The sequence below is a fragment of the Nonomuraea sp. NPDC049784 genome, from assembly GCF_040659615.1.
GTDB lineage: Bacteria > Actinomycetota > Actinomycetes > Streptosporangiales > Streptosporangiaceae > Nonomuraea.
The window spans coordinates 1-4,412 of record NZ_JBFAMX010000749.1; the positions used below are offsets into that span (position 1 = coordinate 1).

At 70.4% G+C, this 4,412-nt stretch carries 6 protein-coding genes; 2 read left to right on the forward strand and 4 right to left on the reverse strand.

What is annotated here, in order from left to right; translation table 11 throughout:
* Window positions 1-364 (reverse strand): Na+/H+ antiporter NhaA (locus AB0J09_RS57575; protein ID WP_360711426.1); only part of this gene is annotated, 364 nt, incomplete at its 3' end.
* Between the two features lie 213 nt (window positions 365-577).
* On the opposite strand from AB0J09_RS57575, the gene AB0J09_RS57580 reads away from it, so the two are divergent.
* A complete protein-coding gene (locus tag AB0J09_RS57580) occupies window positions 578-931 on the forward strand; it encodes an SPW repeat protein (RefSeq protein WP_360711429.1) in 354 nt (117 codons plus the stop codon).
* A 55-nt stretch (window positions 932-986) separates the two neighbouring features.
* Here AB0J09_RS57580 and AB0J09_RS57585 read toward each other — a convergent pair whose 3' ends face one another.
* Window positions 987-2,360, reverse strand: a complete 1,374-nt coding sequence (locus AB0J09_RS57585; RefSeq protein ID WP_360711432.1) for a Dyp-type peroxidase — start codon at window positions 2,358-2,360, stop codon at window positions 987-989.
* Between the two features lie 248 nt (window positions 2,361-2,608).
* On the opposite strand from AB0J09_RS57585, the gene AB0J09_RS57590 reads away from it, so the two are divergent.
* Window positions 2,609-2,989, forward strand: coding sequence for a hypothetical protein (locus tag AB0J09_RS57590; protein WP_360711435.1), 381 nt, complete (start codon window positions 2,609-2,611; stop codon window positions 2,987-2,989).
* Here AB0J09_RS57590 and AB0J09_RS57595 read toward each other — a convergent pair.
* Together AB0J09_RS57595 and AB0J09_RS57600 are read right to left on the reverse strand one after the other, a co-directional pair.
* Window positions 2,965-3,459, reverse strand: a complete 495-nt coding sequence (locus tag AB0J09_RS57595) for a DUF523 domain-containing protein (protein WP_360711438.1) — start codon at window positions 3,457-3,459, stop codon at window positions 2,965-2,967. The genes AB0J09_RS57590 and AB0J09_RS57595 overlap by 25 nt on opposite strands.
* Window positions 3,429-4,412: MFS transporter (locus tag AB0J09_RS57600; protein ID WP_360711440.1), on the reverse strand; the 984-nt coding region annotated here is incomplete at its 5' end. The genes AB0J09_RS57600 and AB0J09_RS57595, both read right to left, overlap by 31 nt.

Sequence of the window (4,412 nt, forward strand, 5' to 3'; positions counted from 1 at the left end):
ACCCGCCCGCGCCCGGACCGCCGGCGTTGAGCAGGAGGTAGACGCCGGCCGGGACCAGCATCCCGCCGATCGCCGCGACCGCGGGCACGGCGATGAGGCGCCGGTCCCGGAGCTGCCCGAGCCGCACCTCGTACGAGACCTCGAGGCCGATGAGGAAGAAGAAGACGGTCATGAGGCCGTCGTTGACCCAGTGCCGCAGGTCCAGCGAGAACGCGGCGTCCCCGAAGGAGATCCCCATCGGCGTGTGCCAGAACGCGTCGTAGGTGTCGCCCCACGGCGAGTTGGCCCAGAGCAGGGCCATTGCCGTGGCGACCAGCAGCACGCTCGTGCTGCCTGCCTCTGTCCGCAGGAACGCCCGCAACATCACAGATCTCCCCCCGAAGATCCAGCGGAGGCATCCGATCCTATGGTGTCCGGAAGAACAGACAGAACGCCGCATCCCGGGCAAGCAGGAACCCGCCGATGGTCAGGCTCCCGCCACGCCGCCACAACGGGAATCTTTGCAGGTCATTCGTGGTTATAGAAATCGACTGACCCGAATAGGCCAGCCTCGCAAACGCCGTTGGCGGAGGTTCTCATGAAGGTATGGTCACGCTGGCAGGACTGGGTAACCCTGATCGCCGGCCTCTACGCAGCACTCTCCCCGATCTGGGTCCCCAGCGCCTCGGGCGCCGCACCGTCCCTGATCGTGCTGGGCATCCTCATCGTGCTCACCTCACTCGCGTCGCTCGCCAGGCCGGGCCTGGTCGCGACCGAATGGCTGAACACGCTGTGGGGTGTGCTGCTGTTCGTCGCCCCGTGGGTCATGACCTACACCCAGGAGCGCGGCGCGTCCTGGACGTCCTGGGTCGTGGGCGTCATCACGGTGGTGCTCAGCCTGATCGCGGTGCCCGCCAGCCGGGCGGCACACCGCCGCGTCATCCCGCACTAGTCGGCACTCACCGAAAAGGCCGGGCCCCGAACGGGCCCGGCCTTTTACGTGCTGGTCACAGGTTGCGCAGGTACGCCAGGGACGGCGCGAAGAAGTACTCGCCGCCCTTCATCGTCACCGTCTGAGCCACCTGAGTCTGCGGGGCGGACATCTCCGGCTTGCCCCAGACTTTGGGGAACGTCACCTTGACGTCCCGCTCGCCCTGCCCGATGACCGGGTCGTGGCCGGTGGCCGGGTTGAGGAAGTCGGGGTTGTTCGCCCAGGTCTGCTGCGTGAACTCGAACTGGCTCAGCAGGCTCCCGTTGAACGCCATGAACAGCAGCCCCACCTCGCCGCTCGGCCGGGTCTCCGGAGGAGAGTCGTCCCACGGCTCGTCGGTGCGCTCCCCGTACGTCTGCCCGCGCCGGGCCATGAGCACCTCGCGCCCGAACGAGCGGGGGTTCGTCTTCCTGATGTGCCCGCTGAACGGGCACTTGGTGCCCTCGTCGTCGCCGTCGAACGTGAAGTCGTTGCTCACCGGCCCGCCGGCCGCCTTCGCCTTGCTGGTCAGGGGAGTGCCGTCCTTGAACCGGCCGACGATCATGGCGCCCGCCCGGTCGCGGTCGGCGCCGGCCAGGCCGATGCCGTCGGCCAGGTCCCGCTCGATCTCCTTGAACGCCCGCACGTTCTGCTCCAGCTTCCTGAAGACCAGGTAGCTGCCGTGGTGACGGACGGGGTCCGGCGCGAAGGGGTCGGGCACGAGGACGTTGCTCAGCGGGAGCGCCGGATCCCAGTGCTTCTTCGGCTCCTTGTCCACCTCGTCCTTCACGAACAGCGGCTGGCTGCGGCCGTCCACGTACCCGAAGTGCTCGATGCCGTCGCCGGCGGGGTTGCGCATGCCCTGCCCGCTCTCCTCGCCCAGCAGCCGCGCGCTCTCCGGCAGCTCGCCGAGGATCTCCTCGCGCAGCGCGGCCACCGGCCCCGGCTCCGCGTCGCCGATCAGGATGACGGCGTGGATCTCCCGCTGGTACGTGCGCTCCCACTCCTCCACCGGCGGGTCGTTGACCTCCGCGATGCGCCTCTTCATGCCGTCGCGGAACACTCGGTCCCCGAACTTGCGCACCTCCTCGACCGAGTGGCCGAGGTCGCGGTATCCGGCCTTGCTGATGCCGATGCCCACGTACGGCGTGCCGCGGCGGCCCTTCGCGCCGAAGTCGCGCACCTCCTCCAGGTGCTTGCGCGCCGACTTCATCTTGGTGGTCGCGACGTGCCGCAGGAACGCCCGCCCTTCCTTGACGTCGTTGAACCTGACGAACAGCACGGACAAGTGCTCGCGCACGTGGGCGCGCAGGATGTTCGGCTGGAGGTTGTCGAGCATCGCCTTGGTGTCCGCGTCGAGCGTGGCCGAGTCCCAGGCCAGGGGTTGTGCGTTGTTCAGGTCGACAGACATTGCCGAATCCCTTTCCCCGTTTCGATGTGAAATCGGGCCCCCTAGCGCGCCGCACGAGGAACGTTCTCCACGAATCCCCCGTATGTTCAAACGCGCCCCATCTGTACGACTTCCGAGAACGCGAGAAAGTTTCCCCCGAAGCGGCCAGCTGGATTTCCCGATGCGGGGCGGCCTACTGCGGACGAGGTATCCGCGCCGCCTCCCTGGGGACGATTACGCGGCCACCGCCGGATGCGAACGTGGGGCTCATGGACGCACTCCGCAGGGCTTTGGGCTGGTTGTCGCTGCTCTACGCGCTGATCTTCCTCTGTTTCGCGCTGATGCACGCCGGAATCGCGTTCGGCCCAGTCGGGGAGCCCGTGATCGTGCCGGCCGCGATCGTGGAGACGTTGTGCGCCGGGGCCACGCTCGCCGGGGCGTACGGCGTGCTGGCCGGGCGGGCCTGGGCCTGGGACGGGCTGATCTACAGTCACGCGGCCGCGCTGGCCGGGGTGCTCATGGGGATCCTGGCGCTGGCGCTCGGGGCGGACCAGGCGAGCGCGCTGCTCAGCTGGTATCACAGCTTGATGGCGGCCGCGCTCGCGGCCGGGCTGGCGGGATCCTTCTACGTCTCCAGGGTCCGGAGGTAGTCGGCGGCCTCGTCGACGTGGTCCTCGCTGAAGACGCGGATGCCGTTCAGCTCCAGCAGGGCCGTCGTGACGCCCTGCCCCGGGCCGCGGTGGCCCGTGAACGTGCCGTCGTAGATCGACAGCGCGCCGCAGGACGGGCTGCCCTCCTTCAGCACCGCGAGCCGGATGCCGAACGACCGTGCCGCCGCGAGCGCCGACTGGGCGCCCGCCAGGAACTCGGCCGTGACGTCCGATCCGTCGCTCGCCAGCACGCGGGCGGCGCCGGACAGGACGGCCGCGCCGCCCGCGCCGCCCTCGATCTCGGCGGCCGGGCGCGGGATCGGCAGCCCGCCCTCCACCTCCGGGCAGTGCGGCACCAGCCGGCCCTCCTCGCGCCACGTGGCGAGCCGGGCGTCCGCGCTCGTCTTGGCGCGACCGTCATAGCGCACCCGGCGGCCCATCAGGCAGGCGCTGACGAGGATCCTCTCCATGCCTTCGATCCTATGAGCGCGATCGGCACCAGTGAGACGGCCGCCAGCGCGATCGCGACGCCGAACGCGTACACGAAGGGCCGCTCCACGCCGGTCCTGGTGAATACCTGCAGCAGCACGGCGAGCACCGCGACGCCGAACGGCGAGGCGAGCCGCACCGCGATAGTGCTCAGCGTGGTCGCGCCCGGGATGGCGACCGGCTCCAGCGTCTTGAACGCGGCCGCCATCACCGACGTCGACACCAGCCCGTGCCCGAGCCCGAGCACGAACATCGGCACGGCTCCGCCGAAGGCGGCGAACCCGGCGATGCCGGCCACCGCCACGAGCACGCCTGCCGCGCCGACGCCGCGCGGTCCCCTGGCGTCGGCCAGCTTGCCCGCGATCGGCATCGTGATCGCCGCGCCGATTCCCATCGGGGCCATCAGCAGGCCCGCGTCCAGCGGGGTCCCGCCCTGCGCGAGCTGACTGTAGAGGGGGACGAGCACGGTGAAGCCGAACATCGCGGCCGAGTAGCACACGAGCGCGGTCACCGCGGAGGCGAACGTCCTGTTACCGAACAGCCGCAGGTCCAGCAGCGTCCCCGTCCTCCGCAACGCCCGCACCGCGAACGCGACGACCAGCGCCACGCCGATCCACAGCGCGGGATGCAGGAGCGAGGCCCCGTTGCCGATCTCGGACAGCCCGTAGACCAGCGCGGCCAGGCCCGGCGACAGCATCGCCAGGCCCAGCACGTCGAGCCCCCGCGGGTTCGCGCCCGGCTCACGCGGCAGCAGCACGAACGCGGCCAGCAGCGCGACCGCGCAGACCGGCACGTTGATCAGGAACAGCCATCGCCAGCCGAGACCCTGCACGATCACCCCGCCCAGCGGCGGCCCGAGCACGGGCACCAGCATGGACGGGACCGAGAGCGCGGCCATCGCCCGGCCCATCCGCTCCCTGCCCGCCGCCTGGGC

Bases quoted from the DNA above. Each gene is read 5' to 3' on its own strand.
- AB0J09_RS57585 (WP_360711432.1), bottom strand. From the start codon at position 2,360: ATGTCTGTCGACCTGAACAACGCACAACCCCTGGCCTGGGACTCGGCC.
- AB0J09_RS57590 (WP_360711435.1), top strand. From the start codon at position 2,609: ATGGACGCACTCCGCAGGGCTTTGGGCTGGTTGTCGCTGCTCTACGCG.
- AB0J09_RS57580 (WP_360711429.1), top strand. From the start codon at position 578: ATGAAGGTATGGTCACGCTGGCAGGACTGGGTAACCCTGATCGCCGGC.
- AB0J09_RS57595 (WP_360711438.1), bottom strand. From the start codon at position 3,459: ATGGAGAGGATCCTCGTCAGCGCCTGCCTGATGGGCCGCCGGGTGCGC.